General features: G+C 61.5%; 18 protein-coding genes. 15 read left to right on the top strand and 3 right to left on the bottom strand.

Annotation, left to right across the window (positions count from 1 at the left end):
- Window positions 1-41 precede the first annotated feature (41 nt).
- Window positions 42-1,250 (bottom strand): aspartate transaminase, encoded by a 1,209-nt coding sequence (locus tag ACOSV0_RS34460; RefSeq protein WP_434112265.1) that lies wholly within the window; start codon window positions 1,248-1,250, stop codon window positions 42-44.
- 273 nt (window positions 1,251-1,523) lie between these two features.
- Here ACOSV0_RS34460 and nac point away from each other — a divergent pair, with 273 nt between their 5' ends.
- The 14 genes from nac to ACOSV0_RS34390 all read left to right on the top strand — a co-directional run bounded on the left by nac (window position 1,524) and on the right by ACOSV0_RS34390 (window position 14,142).
- Window positions 1,524-2,450 (top strand): nitrogen assimilation transcriptional regulator NAC, encoded by a 927-nt coding sequence (gene nac, locus ACOSV0_RS34455; protein ID WP_434112263.1) that lies wholly within the window; start codon window positions 1,524-1,526, stop codon window positions 2,448-2,450.
- Between the two features lie 223 nt (window positions 2,451-2,673).
- On the top strand, window positions 2,674-3,174 hold the full coding sequence (locus tag ACOSV0_RS34450) for an acetyl-CoA carboxylase biotin carboxyl carrier protein (protein WP_434112261.1): 501 nt from the start codon (window positions 2,674-2,676) through the stop codon (window positions 3,172-3,174).
- Window positions 3,175-3,180: 6 nt separating this feature from the next.
- Entirely contained in the window at window positions 3,181-4,533 is a 1,353-nt protein-coding gene (gene accC, locus ACOSV0_RS34445) for an acetyl-CoA carboxylase biotin carboxylase subunit (protein ID WP_434112259.1), read from the top strand.
- Window positions 4,534-4,616: 83 nt separating this feature from the next.
- Complete coding sequence (gene pxpB, locus ACOSV0_RS34440) at window positions 4,617-5,288, top strand: 5-oxoprolinase subunit PxpB (protein WP_434115988.1); 672 nt, start codon at window positions 4,617-4,619, stop codon at window positions 5,286-5,288.
- Window positions 5,285-6,301 carry a biotin-dependent carboxyltransferase family protein gene (locus ACOSV0_RS34435; protein ID WP_434112258.1) on the top strand — a complete coding sequence of 339 codons (1,017 nt, stop codon included), beginning with the start codon at window positions 5,285-5,287 and terminating at the stop codon, window positions 6,299-6,301. Before pxpB ends, ACOSV0_RS34435 begins: the two co-directional genes overlap by 4 nt.
- A 23-nt stretch (window positions 6,302-6,324) precedes the next feature.
- Window positions 6,325-6,768, top strand: coding sequence for a biotin/lipoyl-containing protein (locus ACOSV0_RS34430; RefSeq protein ID WP_434112256.1), 444 nt, complete (start codon window positions 6,325-6,327; stop codon window positions 6,766-6,768).
- 85 nt (window positions 6,769-6,853) lie between these two features.
- Window positions 6,854-7,621, top strand: a complete 768-nt coding sequence (locus ACOSV0_RS34425; RefSeq protein ID WP_434112254.1) for a LamB/YcsF family protein — start codon at window positions 6,854-6,856, stop codon at window positions 7,619-7,621.
- 228 nt (window positions 7,622-7,849) lie between these two features.
- Entirely contained in the window at window positions 7,850-8,608 is a 759-nt protein-coding gene (locus ACOSV0_RS34420; RefSeq protein ID WP_434112251.1) for an SDR family oxidoreductase, read from the top strand.
- A 160-nt stretch (window positions 8,609-8,768) separates the two neighbouring features.
- A complete protein-coding gene (locus tag ACOSV0_RS34415) occupies window positions 8,769-9,779 on the top strand; it encodes a 2-hydroxyacid dehydrogenase (RefSeq protein WP_434112249.1) in 1,011 nt (336 codons plus the stop codon).
- 336 nt (window positions 9,780-10,115) lie between these two features.
- Entirely contained in the window at window positions 10,116-10,817 is a 702-nt protein-coding gene (locus ACOSV0_RS34410) for an amino acid ABC transporter permease (RefSeq protein WP_434112246.1), read from the top strand.
- A 1-nt stretch (window position 10,818) separates the two neighbouring features.
- Complete coding sequence (locus tag ACOSV0_RS34405) at window positions 10,819-11,568, top strand: amino acid ABC transporter permease (RefSeq protein ID WP_434112244.1); 750 nt, start codon at window positions 10,819-10,821, stop codon at window positions 11,566-11,568.
- A gap of 27 nt (window positions 11,569-11,595) precedes the next feature.
- Window positions 11,596-12,324 (top strand): amino acid ABC transporter ATP-binding protein, encoded by a 729-nt coding sequence (locus ACOSV0_RS34400; protein ID WP_434112242.1) that lies wholly within the window; start codon window positions 11,596-11,598, stop codon window positions 12,322-12,324.
- 102 nt (window positions 12,325-12,426) lie between these two features.
- On the top strand, window positions 12,427-13,275 hold the full coding sequence (locus ACOSV0_RS34395; protein WP_434112239.1) for a transporter substrate-binding domain-containing protein: 849 nt from the start codon (window positions 12,427-12,429) through the stop codon (window positions 13,273-13,275).
- Between the two features lie 111 nt (window positions 13,276-13,386).
- Window positions 13,387-14,142, top strand: a complete 756-nt coding sequence (locus ACOSV0_RS34390; RefSeq protein ID WP_434115986.1) for a glucose 1-dehydrogenase — start codon at window positions 13,387-13,389, stop codon at window positions 14,140-14,142.
- A gap of 54 nt (window positions 14,143-14,196) precedes the next feature.
- Here the strand turns inward: ACOSV0_RS34390 and phnY are convergent, their stop codons facing one another.
- Together phnY and phnA are read right to left on the bottom strand one after the other, a co-directional pair.
- On the bottom strand, window positions 14,197-15,651 hold the full coding sequence (gene phnY / locus ACOSV0_RS34385) for a phosphonoacetaldehyde dehydrogenase (RefSeq protein WP_434112237.1): 1,455 nt from the start codon (window positions 15,649-15,651) through the stop codon (window positions 14,197-14,199).
- Window positions 15,652-15,664: 13 nt separating this feature from the next.
- Window positions 15,665-16,900, bottom strand: a complete 1,236-nt coding sequence (phnA, locus tag ACOSV0_RS34380; RefSeq protein ID WP_434112235.1) for a phosphonoacetate hydrolase — start codon at window positions 16,898-16,900, stop codon at window positions 15,665-15,667.
- Window positions 16,901-17,174: 274 nt separating this feature from the next.
- Here phnA and ACOSV0_RS34375 point away from each other — a divergent pair, with 274 nt between their 5' ends.
- Window positions 17,175-18,185, top strand: a complete 1,011-nt coding sequence (locus tag ACOSV0_RS34375; RefSeq protein ID WP_434112233.1) for a putative 2-aminoethylphosphonate ABC transporter substrate-binding protein — start codon at window positions 17,175-17,177, stop codon at window positions 18,183-18,185.
- Window positions 18,186-18,201 lie beyond the last annotated feature (16 nt).

Genomic DNA, 18,201 nt, shown 5'->3' with positions numbered 1-18,201 from the left:
GCAAAACGGCGACGTTAGTGAGTCACGTCGCCGCCATACTCTCAGGTCAGTGCGGCGACGGCGGCCGCAATCTTGCTGCAGCCTTCGTCGATGATCTCGATGCGCGTGGCGATCGACATCCTGAAGAAAGGCGAGACGCCATAGGCCGATCCGGCAACCAGCCCGACACCGGCGTGTTCGAGCAGATACAGCACGACGTCCGCATCGCCTTCCAGGCGCTTGCCTTGCGGCGTGGTGCGGCCGATCATGCCGCCGCAATTCACGTACAGATAGAAAGCGCCGCCCGGCGTTTTGCAACTGATGCCGGGAATCGCGTTGAGCGCTTTGAGTGCGTGATCGCGGCGCTCCTTGTAGATCCGCACGGATTGCTGCACGAAGGTCTGGTCGCCGTTCAGCGCCGCGAGCGCCGCGGCCTGGCTGATCGAGCAGGCATTACTGGTGGATTGGGACTGAAGCGTGTCCAGGGCCGCGATCAGGTCGGCGGGGCCGGCCACGTAGCCGATGCGCCAGCCGGTCATGGCGTAGGTCTTGGACACGCCGTTGACGACCAGCGTGCGCGAACTGAGTTCGGGTTCGATCGACAGCAGGTGCTGTGAGGCCTCGCCTTCGAAGCGGATGTGTTCGTAGATGTCGTCCATCATCACCAGCACGTGCGGGTGACGCAGCAGCACGTCGGCGAGCGCGCGCAGTTCTGCGGCGCTATACGTCGCGCCGGTCGGATTGGTCGGCGAATTGATGATCAGCCAACGCGTGCGCGGCGTGATCGCGGCTTCGAGCGTGGCGGGTGTGAGCTTGAAGCCGTCTTCCTCGGTGCAGGGCACGACGATCGGCTCGCCGTCGCAGGCGAGCACCATGTCGGGGTAAGACACCCAGTACGGAGCGGGAATCAGGACTTCGTCGCCGGATTCCACGGTGATCGCGAGCGCGTTGAAGATGGCGTGTTTGGCGCCACACGTCACGATGATGTGTTTGGGATCGTATGAGAGACCGTTCTCGCGTTGCAGCTTCGCGGCGATGGCGGCGCGCAGCGCCGGTGTGCCGGCCGTTTGCGTATAGCGTGTTTCGCCGCGCTCCATTGCTTCGAAGGCGGCCTGGCGAATATGCGGTGGCGTGTCGAAATCGGGCTCGCCAACCACGAGGTTGACGATGGTCTTTCCCTGCCGCCGCAGTTCTGCGGCCCGGTCGGCCGCGGCACTGCTCGGCGAGGGTTTGATTCGCTGGACGCGGGCGGCAATTCGCGATGCACTCACACTTGACTCCTCAACGGCTTTTGACGAGCCTTCACATTAAGCGCGCGAAAAAGTTCAAGCCAAGATGTCTTTCCGCTGGCGCAATAACATCCGCTTATGACGCGACGATTTACGTGTGTGTCCGGCCTGGCGGGCTGAAGTCGATGCGGGAATACGCTGATACGCGGGGCTTTTTCGCGTGACGAAGGAGGGCAACACGTTTTTGAGCACTGTGCGGCGGGCGGCGCTTGCCCTATCATTGTTGCCATCCCTTAACGTTGAGACGCGACTACCGTGAACCTGCGGCGTTTGAAGTACTTCGTGAAGATCGTCGATATCGGCAGCCTGACGCAGGCCGCCGAGGTGCTTCACATCGCCCAGCCGGCGCTGAGCCAGCAACTGATCACGCTTGAGGACGAATTCCAGCAACAACTGCTCGTGCGCACCAAGCGGGGCGTCACGGCCACCGAGGCAGGCGCGACCCTCTATCGTCACGCCCAGTTGATCCTGCGCCAGTACGAACAGGCTCAGGCCGACGTCAAGAGCGCGGGGCAGACGCTGTCGGGCCAGGTGTCGGTGGGGCTCGCGCCCGGCACCGGCGCGTCGGCGTTATCGTTGCCGCTGTTGCGCACCGTGCGTGCGAGGCATCCGGACATCCTGCTCTATATCAACGAGAACTTCGGCACCACGCTCAGCGAGCTGATCATGAACGGCCGTATGGACATGGCCGTGCTGTATGGCGATAAGCCCGTACATGGCCTGTCGTTCCAGCTTCTGATGAACGAGGAACTGTTCCTCGTGGCGCCGCGCAGCATGGGGATCACGCAGGAGCAGATCGGCGTGACTGAATTGCGCGACGTGCCTTTGCTGCTGCCGCGTCCGTACAACTATCTGCGCAAGTACGTCGACGAAGGATTCGCGCGCAAGCAGATGGTCCCCAAGGTCGTGGCCGAAATCGAATCCGCGTCGACGTTGTCGGCGGCGGTGAGCGCGGGGATCGGCGCGACCATCCTGCCCGATTCCACCGCACGGGTCGTGGCCGCGGCGGGCGATATCGTGCAATGCCGTATCGTTTCGCCCGTCATCAAGATTCCTCTTTCGGTCTGCCTGTCCGACCATTTACCGCTTTCCGAGCCCGCCGCGGCCGTCAAGGACATCCTGCTGGAACTGGCCGGCGACCTTGCGCTCGACGTGCACTTCGAGTCCGGCGCCGATACATAAGCGCGCCTTATCGCTACAAAGCCAAACCGTCTTGGCGCAATTTTTATGCGCCGGATACATTGAGTCCATCGTCGATCGCCCCGGTTCGCACCGATCCGGAGCGACGAGGCTAGCCGTCATGCGGGCGGGACAACCGGGATCGAATCGGGTTGCCGTGCCGCCCCAACGGCGCTTCGCGCACGCCAGCCGACCGGCGCGCGTCCAACCGGCTACGGACTCAAAGATGGATCTCCAGAAGATTAAGGCGCTGATCGACCTGCTGGCGGACTCTCCGCTCGCCAAGCTCGAAGTCATTGAGGGCGACGAGCGGGTCAAGCTTGTGAAGGCGAAACGGCGCGGTAAACGAACCGGTGCGTCTTCAGGCGATGAGCGTGCGGCCGCGATGCCTGCCTCGCATGCTCAAGAGGCCAAAGAGGCCCAAGTGCCGCTCGCCGGGCCGGTGCAGCAATCAATCGACGCCACCCGCGCAGCCTCGGCCATCGTCAATGAACCGAAACTCGTTTGCGCGCCCATGTTCGGTGTCGTCCACTTGACCCCGGCGCCCGGCGAGGCGCCGTTCGTGACTCTCGGCGACACGATCGAAGAAGGGCAGGTGCTCTGCACGATCGAGGCAATGAAGATGTTCAACGCGATCGAATCCGAGCTCAGCGGCGCCGTGCTGGAGATTCTGGTGGCGCCGGGCAGCGAAGTGGAATCCGGGCAACCGCTCTTCCGGATCGGTTGATCGACTATGTTCAACAAGGTACTGATTGCCAACCGTGGCGAGATCGCGCTTCGAATCCAGCGCGCCTGCCGTGAACTAGGTCTGAAAACGGTTGCCGTCTATTCAGAGGCCGACGCCGACGCACGCTATGTGCGGCTCGCCGACGAAGCGCTGTGCATCGGCCCGGCGGCGCCTGGGCAGAGTTATCTGAACCGGGCCGCGATCCTGTTCGCGGCGCACGCGAGCGGCGCACAGGCGATTCATCCCGGTTATGGCTTCCTGTCGGAAAACGCGGACTTTGCCGCGCAGGTCGAGGCGGCGGGCATGGCCTTCATCGGCCCCGAACCCGAGTCCATCAGGACTATGGGCGACAAGGTCGCCGCCAAGCGGGCCATGCGTGCGGCCGGCGTGCCCTGTGTGCCGGGCCCGGACGGCGGTTTGCCGGACGATCCCGCGGAGATCCTGCGGGTCGCGCAGGAGATCGGCTATCCGGTGATCGTCAAGGCGGCGGGCGGCGGCGGCGGGCGCGGCATGCGCGTCGTGCCGGGCCCCGAGCAGTTGCTCGAGGCGGTGTCCGTGACGCGTGAGGAAGCACGTCGCGCCTTCGGCAAACCTGAGCTCTATGTCGAGAAGTTTCTCGAGCATCCGCGTCACGTCGAAATTCAGGTCTTGTGCGATACGCACGGCAATTCACTGTGGCTCGGATCGCGCGACTGTTCGCTGCAACGGCGCCATCAGAAGGTACTGGAGGAGGCGCCCGCACCCGGCATCGACCCGGAACTGATCAAGCAAGTGGGCGAGCGCTGTGTCGAAGCCTGCCGGCAGACGAATTACCGCGGCGCGGGCACCTTCGAATTTCTGTTCGAGAACGGTCAGTTCTACTTCATCGAAATGAACACGCGGCTGCAGGTCGAGCATCCCGTGACGGAAATGACGTCGGGCGTCGACATTGTGCGTGAGCAGATTCGCATCGCTCAAGGGCGCGCGTTGACGATTCGTCAGTCGGACATTCGCACGCTGGGTCATTCGCTGGAATGCCGGATCAACGCCGAGGACCCGTTCACTTTCGTCCCGTGCCCGGGCAAGATTTCTGTTTGGGAACTGCCTGGCGGCAATGGCGTACGGGTGGACTCGCATATGAGCGGCGGCGCTGTCGTGCCGCCGTATTACGATTCACTGATCGCCAAGGTGATCACCCACGGCGCCACTCGTGAAGAGGCGCTGGCGCGCATGCGTATCGCGCTCTCAGAGATGCGTATCGAAGGTATTCGCACTAACGTGCCACTGCATCAGGCCATGCTCGAGGACGAAGGATTCGGTGAAGGCGGCGTCGACATTCATCATCTGGAGCGTTGGCTCGCAAAGAGGAAACAGGCATGACGCTGACCGTTGAGCATGCGTCGATCGCGCACGCGGACGCAGTCGAACGGCTCCAACCCGATTCACAGAGGACTGTCGTTGCAATGAAACAGGATGAATCGGAGCAACCGCTTTGCATCAGCATGCTGGGTACCACGGCGATGCTGTTCGAAGCGCCGGGCGCACTCGATCTGCGTGCGCAGCGCCGTATCTGGACGCTGGCCCGCGAGGTCGAGACATGGCCGGGCGTGCGTGAAGCGGTGCCGGGCGTGACCAATCTGATGCTGACGTTTTCCACGCCGCCTGCCGATCCGGATTCCCTCGGCGCTGCGTTGCGCGACGCGTGGGACGCGGCGAGCGAGTTGGAGATCGAAGGCAAGGTGGTGGAGTTGCCGGTGCAATACGGCGGCGAGTTCGGCCCGCATCTGCAGGACGTGGTGAATCACACCGGTCTGTCCATCGATGAAGTCGTGCAATTGCATTGCGCGCCGCTTTACACGGTCTACGCGCTCGGCAGCCATCCGGGCTACTGTTATCTGGGTGGAATGGACCCGCGTATCGCCACGCCGCGGCGCAAAGTGCCGGTGCTGGGGCTGCCTGGCGGCGCGGTGTCGATCGGCGGCGTGCAGACGGGAGTCTCGGCATCGACGGGACCGAGCGGCTGGAACACGATCGGCCATACGTCGATGTCGTTCTTCGACCCCACGCGTGATAACCCGGCCACGCTCGCTCCAGGCGACATGATCCGTTTTCGCGTCGAGAGGATTGTTCCATGATCGAGATCTTGTCTTCGTCCGCGCTCGCGACGGTGCAGGACCAGGGGCGTGAAGGCTATCTGCGCTACGGCGTCGGAACGGCCGGCGCGATGGACCGGTTGGCGCTCGCGGTCGGCAATCTGCTGCTCGGCAATCCGGACGACGCGGCCGGCATCGAAATCCCGATGTTTCCCTTCCGTATCCGCTTTCTCGAAGATACGGCGTTCGCTATCACCGGCGCCGACTGTGCGGTGCGGCTGGGCGACCGGCCCGTGCTGCCATGGTGGACCGCGCAGGCGAAACAGGGCGACGTGCTGATGATCGGCGTGCCGACCAGCGGCACGCGCTGCTATCTGTCGCTCGCGGGCGGCGTGGATGTACCGGTTGTGCTCGGCTCACGCAGCACGCAGTTGCGCGGGCAGTTCGGCGGATATAACGGTCGTCAGTTGCAGAAAGGCGATGTGGTGAAGGCCGTTGGCCTGGCCGGCCAGGTCGAGCAGGCTGCGTTGCGGGATGCGACGAATACCGCAGGTTTCGGCACTGTGCCGCCCGAGTACTCGTTGCCGGCTCCCATTTCCCTTCCCGCCGCTGAGGCAGGCGAAACCGTGGTACGTGTGCTACCCGCGGCGGAATACGACTGCTATGAGCCGGAGTCGCTGGAAGCGTTCTGGCGCGATGGCTGGAAAGTGACGCCGCAGAGCGATCGCTACGGATATCGCCTCGCCGGTCCGACCTTGATCGCGACGCATGCGCTTGAAAAGCGCTCGCATGGGATCGTGCCGGGTGTGATTCAGGTGCCGCATAGCGGACAGCCGATCATCCAGCTTCGGGACGCCCAGCCGTCCGGCGGCTATCCGAAGATCGGCACGGTGATCGAAGCGGATTTGTGGCGGCTCGCGCAGGCGCGCATCGGCACGAAGATTCGTTTTGTTCAGACCACGTATTCGGAAGCCGTCGCCGCGCTCGAAGAACTGGACAGCTATCTCGTCAAAGTACGCAATCTCGTTGCCCTGTTCCGTCCTTCCCGACACTGAAACACATGACAGAAAAAATCGAAGTGGATATCGGCGAGCTGCGGCAAATCACGTCGTGGCTCGCGGCGGTCGATATCGGGTTCATCGAAATCAGCAAGCCCGGGGCGACGGTTCGGTTGACGATGGAGCGGGCAGCAGATGTGGACTTGCCTGTACAGGCAGCTTTGCCTATCGTCCGCTCTGAACGAGCTGGGACGGCGGCGGAATCGTCGCTGGACGCGCAGGCTGTCAGCGTCACCGCGAAGTCGGCTGGTATTTTTTTGACCACGTATCCGGCGCGTTCGACGCCGTTAGTCAGCGCGGGCGCACATGTCAAACTGGGCGATATCGTCGGCTTGCTGCAGATCGCGCAGTTGTGCGTCCCGGTCGTCGCGCCTGTGGATGGCATGGTCACGCAGTTGTGTCACGCGCATGGAGCGACGGTCGGATACGGAACCCCGTTGCTGGAGCTCGCGCCCTCGGCGTAGACGTGTATCGACAGATAGACGCTGAACTGGTGTTGTCCGCTGCGGATTGCTCGTCGCAGATCGCTTGAAGAATGGAGAGTGGATTGTGGAAATCGACCTGAACGCGGATCTCGGTGAAGGCTTTGGACCCTATCGAATGGGCGAAGACGAAGCCATGCTCGATATCGTTTCGTCCGCCAACGTCGCATGCGGCTATCACGCGGGCGATCCGGTCATCATGGACAAGACGGTGCGCATGGCGCTGGCGCGCCAGATCGACGTTGGCGCGCACGTCGGTTTTCCCGACCTGATGGGCTTCGGCCGGCGGCAGATTCAGGCCGACCCGATGGAACTGGCGAATTACGTGGTGTACCAGATGGGCGCGCTTGCGGGCATCGCGAAGCGGGCCGGACATCGCGTCACGCATATGAGTTTTCACGGCGCGTTGGGCAACATGGCCGCGGCATCGTATGAACTGGCCGAGCCGATGGTGCGGGCGCTCGCCGAATTCGATCGCGATCTGATCATCAGCGTGTCGACGAATACGGAAATCGAACGGGCCGCCGATCACGTCGGGATGCGCACGGCCAACACGTTTCTCGCCGACCGTGCGTACGACGACCAGGGCGCGCTTGTGTCGCGCAAGCTGGACGGTGCGGTCATCAAAGACCGCGCGGCTGTCCTCGCGCGCGTCAAGGAGCTGCTCGAAGAGGGCACCATCACGACGATCACGGGCAACAAGCTCAAGGTCGCGGTCCAATCGATCCTGCTGCACGGCGATACGCCGGGTGCCGTCGAACTGGCGCGCACGGTGCGTGGTGTGATCGAATCGGCGGGCGGCCGGGTTGTGCCGGTGTCGAAACTCGTTCGTTAGGCGGCGCATCGCGCCAGAGCGCAGACAGCACCTGTCTTGAGTTCGGACCGCGAGTTCGACCACCGTTCTCGCGCCGCAAATTCAACCCGAAAACTCAACCATAAGCCGGTCTTATCGCGACAAAGCCAATTCGTCTTTGCCCCGCGTTTTCCCGGCGTATACATTGGTTACAGGCTTATCGCACGCCTCAAAAGGGCGACAGTTCAGAACTATAGATAGAGGTCATTCATGCCGTTTTCAGACTATAAGACCGCGCTGGTGACAGGCGCTTCGACCGGAATGGGCGCGGCAATTGTCGAGCGCTTCTGCCGTGAAGGACTCGAAGTGCACGCGCTCGCCCGCAATGCGGATCGTCTGAATGAGCTGGCGGAGCGAACCGGTTGCATTCCGCACGCGATCGACGTGTGCGATCTGGCGGCCGTCACGAAGCTGACGCAGGAGGTGCCATTCGATATCGTCGTGAACAACGCCGGCGTATCGCGCAAAGGTTCGATTCTGGACGCCGGTGTCGAAGACATCGACGTTCAGGTGGAAGTGAATTTGCAAGCCGTTCTGCATCTTGTGCGGCTCACCATGCCGGGCATGGTGGCGCGCGATCGCGGCCATATCGTCAACATCAGTTCGATCGCGGCGATCTACAACTTCAACGGCAACTCCATTTATCACGCGACGAAGGCCGGCATTCATGCGCTATCGCGCCAGTTGCGAGTGGACGCGACCGGCAAGCGGGTACGTGTGACGGAGATCTGCCCGGGCCGTGTCGCCACCGATATTTTCGGCCACGTGCATGGCGATATCGAAGAGGCGCGCAAGAAGTTTATCGACGGCTTCGAATTGCCGCTGCCGTCCGATATTGCCGATGCGATCGCCTTTGCCATCGCCGCGCCGCTCGCGGTCAACATCAGCAATATGGAAATCCTGCCGACGCTGCAGGTGCCGGGCGGCCTGACCACGATCAAACGCGATCCGGCCGACCACAACGAGTAAATGCGGGCAAGGTCTCCGGATCTTGCCGCACGCAACCCGCATTCCTGAGTTCGCGCTGCGTCCGGGCATGACGACGGAGGGCACAGCGCGATCGTCGGTCTCGCACGAGCGAACCCTACGCACGCGAGATCATCACCAGAGCCCCACAAGGAGGTTTTTCATGCGTGCATCGGTACTGGTTACCCGTGCTTCATTTCCGGACATCGTCGATCGCCTGCGCGCGAACTTCGACGTGACCGACAATCCGGACGACACGATCTGGACGCAACCGGAGCTGATTGCCCGGCTGCAAGGCAAGACGGGCGCCATGACGGCGGGCAGCGACCGGATCGACGCGACCCTGCTCGACGCTTGCCCGCAGTTGAAGGCGGTGTGCAACATCGGCGTGGGCTACAACAACGTCGACGTGGAAGCCTGTACGGCGCGCGGCGTGCTGGTGACGAATACGCCGGACGTCCTCACGGATACGACCGCCGACTTCGGCTTCGCGCTGATGATGGCGACCGCGCGGCGCATCACCGAGTCGGAACATTTTCTGCGCGCCGGCGAATGGACCAAGACCGGGCGCTACGACATGTTCGTCGGCGGCGACGTACATGGTTCGACGCTTGGCATTCTCGGCATGGGACGTATCGGGCAGGCTATCGCGCGGCGTGGCGCATTTGGTTTCGGCATGCGCGTGATCTATCACAATCGCTCGCAACTGGCGCCGGATGTCGAGGAGAGCTGCCGGGCCCGCTATGTCGACAAGGAGACGCTGTTGCGCGAGGCGGATCATCTGATCATCGTGGTGCCTTATTCGGCCAGCTCGCACCATGCGATCGGCGCGGCCGAACTCAAGCAGATGAAATCGTCGGCCACGCTCACCAATATCGCACGCGGCGGCGTGGTGGACGACGCCGCGCTCGCGGTGGCGCTCCACGAAGGCAGCATTGCTGCGGCCGGTCTGGATGTTTTCGAGGGCGAGCCGGTTATCTGCCCAGCACTTCTTGCGCAGAAGAATGTGGTGCTGACGCCGCATATCGGCAGCGCGTCGGTCAGCACGCGGCGCGCAATGGCCGCGCTTTGCGCAGACAATTTGATTGCCGCGCTGGGGCAAGGCGCATCGGCCGGCAAACCGCCGACGCCGGTCAATCCAGAGGTACTGACGCGCTCGACAGCCGCTGCCTGAGCGATGGCCGGCGCGGCATGCCGCGCCGGTTTTGCTTCACAAGAGTCAGCGCGCCGATAGAGGCGCGCACCCACCGATGAGGCGCCCGCAGAGGCGCCGCATACTGGAGACAAACACCATGCAGAACCCCGCCTGTTCCGTTGCCGGAAGCCGTCCCGAGTCATCATTCCCGAAACTTATTGCACCAGAAGAAAGGCATCTGCAACGGCCTTTTTTTGCGAGCTAGTATCAATTCAACACGGAAGTCAACGATGGCTTCCGGCGGGATAACGATGACGCCGCAGGTCGAACCAGACCGGGATCATCGCCTCGATCCGAATCATTGGGACGTGCAACATGAAACTTCATTTTGACGTGGCGACGGTGCTGCAAGGCGACTATGGCGCGCTGTTTCTCCATGGGATCGAGCTCACTCTCGCGATGGCGGCGCTGGCGTGGATTCTCTCGTTGATCGTGGGCCTGCTTCTCACGCTGATCCGCCTGACCAACAACCGTCTCGCGACGGCCTTCGTCTCGGCGTTCGTGGCCTACCACCGCAATGTGCCGATGCTGGTTCAGATCCTGTTCTGGTACTTCGGCATTTCGAACATCTTGCCGGACCCAGTGCAGACGCTGCTGAACCACTACAACGGTCAGTTCATTTTTGCCGTCGTGGCGATCGGTTTGTGCAGCGGGGCCTATCTTTCCGAGGACATCCGCAGCGGCTTGCGTGCGATTCCCTACGGTCAGTACGAAGCTTCACGCGCGCTGGGCCTGAACTTCCTGAACGGCATGCGTTTCGTCGTTCTGCCGCAAGCACTGCGCAATGCGATTCCGCCGATGGTCAATCACGCGGTCCTGCTGTTCAAGAACACAAGTCTTGCGATGGCGATCGGCGCGGCGGAGCTGACCTATGTCACTCGCCAGGTCGAGAACGAAACCTTCCTGTCGTTCGAGTCGTATTTCGTCGCCACGGTGGTGTATCTCGGCCTCTCCCTCGTCATCATGTTGTGCGGCGCCAGGATCGCAATGCACTACCGCATTCCGGGAGTGAAGTGACATGTTCGAGATCCTGCGCGACAACTGGACACTGCTGCTCATTGGGCAGTATCCGCACGGCCCGCTAGGTGGCATCGTGCTGACGATACTGCTGTCGCTTTCAGCGCTCGTCATTGCATTCCCGTTGGGGATTCTGGTCGCACTGGCCCGCATCAGCCCTTTCCCGTTTCTGCGCGGGCCGGCCACCGGTCTCGTCTACATGGTGCGGGGCGTGCCGCTCCTGATGGTGATCTTCTGGGTGTACTTTCTCGTGCCGGTTCTGACCGGCTACCCGGTCACCGGGTTTGTCACGATGCTGTGCGCGCTCGTTATCTACGACTCGGCTTATCTCGGGGAAATCATCCGCGCGGGTATCGAGGGGCTGCCGAAAGGGCAGGCTGAAGCCTCACGGGCGCTCGGCATGAGCTACATGAAGACCATGCGTGCCGTGATTTTGCCGCAGGCGCTTTACAACGTGGTGCCGAGCATGGTCACGCAGTTCGTATCGACCATCAAGGAGACCTCGCTGGGTTACATCATCAACGTCCAGGAGATCTCCTTCGCGGCGGATCAGATCAACAACCGCCTGCTGACGAAGCCCTTTCCCGTGTATCTGATTCTCGCCCTGAGCTACTTCGCCCTGTGTTACGCACTGACCCAGCTTGCGCAGTATCTGGAGCGGCGCGTGACGCGCAAGCGGGCCGGTGCCGTCGCGAAGACGCGCAAGGCCGGTGAGGTTGGGCTGACCGATCCGCTGCCCACCGAGAACTAGGCGCTCATTCACTTCGAGGTACTTCGCATGATCAAGTTTTCCAGCGTCAACAAATGGTACGGCGAATATCACGCTCTCGTGGACGTGAATGCCGAGGTTCGCAAAGGCGAGGTCGTGGTGGTCTGCGGGCCGTCCGGGTCGGGTAAGTCGACCTTGATTCGCACCGTCAACCGGCTCGAGGAAATCAACCGTGGGCAGATTTTCTTCGACGGTCAAAATATTCACGACAAGAAGCTGGGTCTGAACGCGTACCGCAGCCGTGTCGGTTTCGTGTTTCAGCAATTCAACCTGTTTCCGCATCTGTCGGTGCTGGATAACATCACGCTTTCGCCGATGCGCGTGAATGGCCTCAAGCGCGCGGATGCCGAACGCAAAGCGGCCGATCTTCTGTCGCGCGTGGGCTTGTCGAACAAGGCCAGTGCTTATCCTCCGCAATTGTCCGGCGGTCAGCAGCAGCGCGTGGCGATTGCGAGAGCACTGGCGATGGATCCGCCGGCCATGTTGTTCGATGAACCGACGAGCGCGCTCGACCCGGAGATGGTCGGCGAAGTGCTGAGCGTGATGAAGAGCCTCGCGCAGGAAGGCATGACGATGATGTGCGTCACGCATGAAATGGGTTTTGCGCGCGAGGTTGCCGATCGCGTCTGGTTTATGGACGCCGGGAAGATTCTCGAAACGGCCGAGCCGGAGGAATTCTTCCTGCGCCCGAAACACGCGCGAGCGCAGCGATTCCTGTCCGATCTCCGGACGCATTGAAGCAGGTAAGCCGTATAGCTTTCGCGATACAGATTGAGATTCAGATTGACCACCTTTGATCAGCAGTCGATGGCTTTACACATAAACTTCAGGAGCATCACGATGCAGGTAAAGAAGATTTTCACGGGGATGTTGGTCGTTGGCGGTGCACTTGCATCGATTGCTCCGGCTCACGCTGATCAATTGGCCGATATCAAGAGTCACGGCGAACTGAGCTGTGGCGTGTATTCCAACGTCGAGCCCTTCTCGTATCCCAATGCGCAGACGCGTCAGCTCGAAGGCATGGACGTGGACCTGTGCAACGCCGTGGCAAAACAGTTGGGCGTGAAGGCGAAGCTCGAACCGCTGGCCGTCGAGGCGCGCATTCCGCAACTGAAGCTGGGCCGTGTCGACATCGTGGTCGCCAATCTCGCCTACACCAAAACACGCGCCACGCAGATTGCCTTTAGCGACTCGTACTACTCGACCAAGGAAGTGCTCGTCGTCAAGAAGGCCGACGCGACCAAGAAGCTGACCGATTTCACGGGCCAGAAAATCAGTGCCGCCGACGGCTCCACGTCTGCGCAATCGATTCCAATTTCGATCAAAGACGGCCAGGCGGTGACCTTTCACGATACCAGCTCGGCGTTCCTCGCGCTCGAGCAGAACAAGGTCAAAGGCTTCGTCACCAATCAGATGACCGCCACGAAGATCGCGAAGCAGGTGGACGGCACGGACGGCGCAGTGGCGATCGCATCGGAGCCGATGCTGATCGAGCCGATCGCGGTGGGCTTGCGTCTGAACGAACCGGCCATGCTGACGGCAGTCAACAAGGCGTTGGCGGCGATGGAGCAGAGCGGCGAGATGAGCAGCATCTTCGACAAGTGGCTCGGACCGAAGACGCCGTATGGTCTGACCCGCACCGACAAGGTCACGCCGATCGACAAGCTCAAGTTCACGCCGGTATCCTGAGGCAAAACGTATGATGTAGCGGCGCACGCATACTGGTGCGCCGCTGCACGTCGAGTGGACGGCGGTCGAATCAGGTATGAAAGAGGAGTTGAGTTGAACAACAATCTGCAGATGTTTGATCTATCGGGGCGGCGCGCGCTGGTCACCGGATCGAGTACCGGAATCGGCTACGCACTGGCAAAAGGATTGGCCGGTGCGGGTGCTGAAGTCATCCTGAATGGCCGCAACGAGGCCCGGCTTGCCGAGGCCGTCAGCCGTTTGCGCGAAGAAGGAGCGACTGTCCATGCCGCAAGTTTCGACGCGACGTCCGCCAGCGAGGTGGAAACGGCAATCGCCGATATCGAGCGCGAAATCGGTGCGATCGATATTCTCGTCAATAACGCCGGCATGCAGCGTCGTGCGCCGCTCGAACAGTTCTCCCATGATCAATGGCAGGAGCTGATGAAGACCAACGTCGACAGCGTGTTTCTGGTCGGACAGGCCGTGGCGCGGCATATGATCGAGCGCCGGCGTGGCAAGATCATCAACATCTGTTCGGTGCAAAGCGAACTAGGCCGTCCCAACATTGCCGCTTATACCGCAAGCAAAGGTGCGGTCAAGATGCTGACGAAAGGGATGGCGATCGACTGGGGGCAATACGGAATTCAGGTCAATGGCCTTGGGCCGGGCTACTTCAAGACTGAGTTGACCGAGGCGCTCGTCAAGGACGAGACCTTCAGCAAGTGGCTGATCGGACGCACGCCGTCACGGCGTTGGGGCGATGTCGAGGATCTCGTCGGCGCGGCAGTCTTCCTGTCGAGCAACGCTTCGAACTTTGTCAACGGCCACATCCTTTACGTGGATGGCGGGGTGACCGCCACGCTGTAGTTGACGGAAAACGTGTCGGGAAACGCGTGAGCGCTTCCCGATTTCACTCCACCGTCACCATGGCAGCGAGTAGGTCTTCGTATTGGTAAAGCTCTTCATGGCTTCCTGTACTCCTTCCTTGTAGCCGAGTCCCGAGTCCTTCACGCCGCCGAACGGCGTAAGTTCAAGCCGGTAGCCGGGCACCTCGCGCACATTCACGCTACCCACTTCCAGTTCGGTAATGAAGCGCGTGATGTAGTCGAAACGATTCGTGCAGACCGACGACGACAACGCGTAGTCCGTGCAGTTCGACATGCGGATCGCTTCGTCGATGTTGGCAAAGCGCATGATCGGCGACACCGGCCCGAACGTCTCATACTTGACGAGCGGCATATCGGGCGTAACACGGTCGACTACTGTCGGCGAATACAGCGCGCCGTCGCGGACGTTGCCCGCCAGCAGACGGGCGCCGCGCGACAAGGCGTCGTTGACCTGGCGTTCGCAGAACTGCGCGGCCGCTTCGTCGATGACCGTTCCCATATCGACCGAACCATCCGCCGGATTGCCATATTTCCACGCGAGCGTCTTTTCCACGACGAGATCCGTGAAACGGTCGGCAACCGCCTCATGGACCAGCATGCGTTTGATGGCGGTGCAGCGCTGGCCCGAATTCTTGTACGAACCCGATACGGCGAGCGAACTGGCTTCGTCGAGATCGGCGTCTTCCATCACGATGATCGGGTCGTTGCCGCCCAGTTCGAGCACGGCGCGCCGGTAGCCCATTCGCGAGGCAATAGATTTGCCGATCGAGACGCCGCCGGTGAACGTGATGAGATCGACCGCGGGGTTCGTGATCAGTTCGTCGGCAATGACGCTCGGGTCGCCCGTCAATACCTGCAGCATCTGCACCGGCAAACCCGCTTCATAGAGGATCTCGGCGAGCAGATAGCATGACAGCGGCACTTTCTCCGAAGGCTTCACGACGATGCGATTGTTCGTGGCAATCGACGGCACGATCTTGTGCGCGACCTGATTCATCGGATGGTTGAACGGCGTAATCGCGGAGATCACGCCCAGCAGCGGATCCCGTTGCGTGTAGACGCGCCGTTTCTTGCCGTGAGGCGTGAGGTCGCACGAGAAGATCTGGCCGTCGTCTTTCAGCACTTCGCCGGCGCCGAACACCAGCACGTCTGCAACACGGCCGGCTTCGTAGGTCGAATCCTTCTTGCACAAGCCGGCCTCCGCCGTGATGACGGCAGCGATTTCTTCGGTGCGTGCACGCACTGCATCGGCCGCGCGCCTCAGGATCGCGGCGCGCTCATAGCGCGTCAGCGCGGGGCGATATGCTCGCGCGAATTCGAACGCGCGCCGCACGTCTTCGAGCGTCGCTTTAGGAACGGTGCCGACGAGCGACCCATCGTAGGGGTTGCGCACTTCAATCACTTCGTCGCGAAAGATTTTTTCGCCGCCGATACGTAGCGCTTCATGACGCACCTGAAATTGAGTCTTCATTTCAGCAACAGCATTCATTTCCGATCCCCGTTCATTGAAGGTGATTGAGCGCGATATCGATGATGTCGAAGTTGCGCAGCCGAGCCCGCTGCGTGACTGACTTCGCGACCGGCTGATTGAACAGAAGCGGCACGATCTGCTCGGCAAGGCCGCCATGCGAGCGCAGCGGCACGTCGAGTCCGGACAGATCGTGCTTGATGCGTCGCGTGCCGAGCACCACGTCGCGCGTCGAGATCACGATGAGGTCGCCCATGCGCGCAGGCGGCAGCTCGAAGCGCGCGCAGCCTTCGGCGCCCGTCAGCACGACTTCGATGCCGGGTTCCGCGGCGAGCCGGCGGCGCATGGCTTCAAGGTCGGCTGAGGCGGGCAGATAGACTGTCGCGAACGATCCGAGCGCACCGTGATGCACGACGTAGGGATCCGTGATCGGCAGGATCACGCGAGCAGCGTCTTCGCCGAGCCACTCGTCGAAGCGCTCCTGCAGATAGATCACGTTGGGCTCGCCGTCCTCGTTGTGCTTCGCATTCATGCCGTGGTCGGCGGTGAGCGCGACGACCGCACCCAGCTCGTCGAGCCGCTGCAGATAGCGGTCCATCATCTGATAGAACGCGTTTGCGCCGGGGGTGCCGGGGGCGCACTTGTGCTGCACGTAGTCGGTGGTCGACAGGTACATCAAATCGATGTCGCGGGTTTCGAGCAGCCGCACGCCGGCCGCGAACACGAACTCGGACAGCTCCGCGCTATAGACGCTCGGCACCGGCTTGCCGACCAGTTCGATCAGGTTGTCGATGCCGTTCTCTTCGAGCGTCGCTTCGTCGGCTTTCTCCGCCGAGAAGCAGACGCCCTTCAGACCTTTACCGAGCAGCCGGCGCAGTTTGTCTTTTGCCGTGACCACCGCAGCGTTCGCGCCCTGTTCGGCGAAACCGGCGAGCACGGTAGGGGCGACCAGGTACTTCGGATCGTTCATCAGCACCTCGGTGCCGCTCTCGCGATCGAAAAAGTAGTTGCCGCTAATGCCGTGCACGGCGGGCGGCACGCCCGTCACGATCGACAGATTGTTCGGGTTCGTGAAGCTCGGTACGACGCAGTCGCCCTTGAGCGACGTGCCGGGGCGCAGCAGTTTGCCGATAAAGGGCGCGACCCCCGCCGCAGCCGCCATCTCCAGATATTCATACGCGCAGCCGTCCACGCAGACCACGACGACAGGTCTGCGCATCCAGTTGTAGCTGCGGCCGTTCACTTCAATAGAAACCGGTGTTTCGCTCATGACATGTCCTCTGGGCTAGGGGTAATTCGGGTGATTGTGATGAGGCGTTGTGTGGCAAAGTGTGGCAATACTTGACATTAAAATTGATACTTTGTAGATTGTCAACAACAGACAACAAATCACACATTCCTGAGGATGTGTCGTCTGGAGGGTTGCAACACGCAGGGGTCCCGTAGCACCGGTCGTTTTCGTCGCTGGCCGCGACGCCACTTTTTGAAGGGGTCTGGAAATGAAGGAAAGGTCGGGGTTTAAAGCTTGCAGAGGCCGTCTGAATATGGCGCTGCGCTGTCTGGTCGCCACCGCCGTCACGCTCGGCGCGGTTCAGTTCGCGTACGCAAAGACGCAGTTGCTGGTCTATACGGCGCTCGAAGACGAAGCGATGAAGCCCTATAAAGACGCGTTCGAAAAGGCCAATCCGGATATCGAAATCCGCTGGGTTCGCGATTCGACCGGCGCGGTCACCGCAAAGCTGATCGCCGAAAAGAACAATCCGCGTGCCGACGTGGTGCTGGGACTCGCGGCATCCAGCCTGACGCTGCTCGATCTGCAGGGCATGCTGATGCCGTACGCGCCAAAGGGGTTCGACAGCCTGACGCGCAAATACAGCGACGCGAACACGCCGCCGCATTGGGTCGGTATGGACGTATGGGGCGCGACGGTCTGCTACAACCGCATCGAAGCGGAGAAGCGCCATCTGCCTAAGCCGACTTCATGGGAAGACCTGACCAAACCCGTCTACAAGGGCATGGTCGTGATGCCGAGTCCGGTGTCGTCCGGCACGGGCTATCTGGACGTGACCTCGTGGCTGCAAACCTTCGGCAAGGACAAGGGCTGGCAGTACATGGACGCGCTGGACAAGAACGTTGCGCAATACGTGCACTCGGGCTCGAAGCCCTGCACGCTGGCGGGTACGGGCGAATTTCCGATCGGCATTTCGTTCGAATTCCGCGGCCACGAGTTGCAGGCGCAAGGCGCGCCCATCGACCTGATCTTCCCAAAAGAAGGGTTGGGCTGGGATATGGAAGCGACCGGCATTATGAAAACGACAAAGCAGCCGGACGCGGCCAAAAAGCTCGCGGACTTTATGGCGAGCAAAGAGGCCAATGAGATCACCGCGCAATGGTGGGCGATCGTTGCATACCCCGGTGTGGCGAAGAAACTCTCGGGCATTCCCGATAACTATTCGGACCTGCTCGTGAAGAACGATTTCGCATGGTCCGCGAAGAACCGCGACGCCATTCTCGCGGACTGGCAAAAGCGCTACGGCGACAAGGAACAGAAATAAGGCCGGAATCAGCCAG

Source organism: Paraburkholderia caffeinilytica (assembly GCF_051027425.1).
Lineage (GTDB): Bacteria > Pseudomonadota > Gammaproteobacteria > Burkholderiales > Burkholderiaceae > Paraburkholderia > Paraburkholderia caffeinilytica_A.
Note: the sequence above shows the minus strand (reverse complement) of the source record. Positions and strands in the feature narration are given on the sequence as shown.